The 239-nt window shown below is 37.7% G+C and carries 1 protein-coding gene; it reads left to right on the top strand.

The features are described from left to right. The coding region (locus tag ACQRD5_RS17385; RefSeq protein ID WP_427747138.1) for a transposase at positions 1–178 on the top strand (178 nt) is incomplete at its 5' end. Between the last annotated feature and the right edge of the window lie 61 nt (positions 179–239).

Below are 239 nucleotides of genomic sequence, written 5' to 3'. Positions count from 1 at the left end.
ATATGGAAATAGACATTTTTGGTGTAGAGGATATTACGTTGACACAGTGGGAAGAAATAAAATTGCAATTGCAAAGTATATTCAAAACCAAATTCAAGAAGATCAAATAGCAGAGCAACTTAGTTTTAAAGAATATATTGACCCGTTCACGGGAACGCCGGTAAAAGGAAGCAAATAGAAAAACCACCCGATGAGGGTGGTAGCTGAAACTGTTTTGCGATTGGCGGTTATTCAGAGCA

The sequence above is a fragment of the Clostridium sp. SGI.024 genome (genome assembly GCF_050315195.1).
Lineage (GTDB): Bacteria > Bacillota > Clostridia > Clostridiales > Clostridiaceae > Clostridium.
This window is presented reverse-complemented; position numbering and strand designations above follow the sequence as displayed.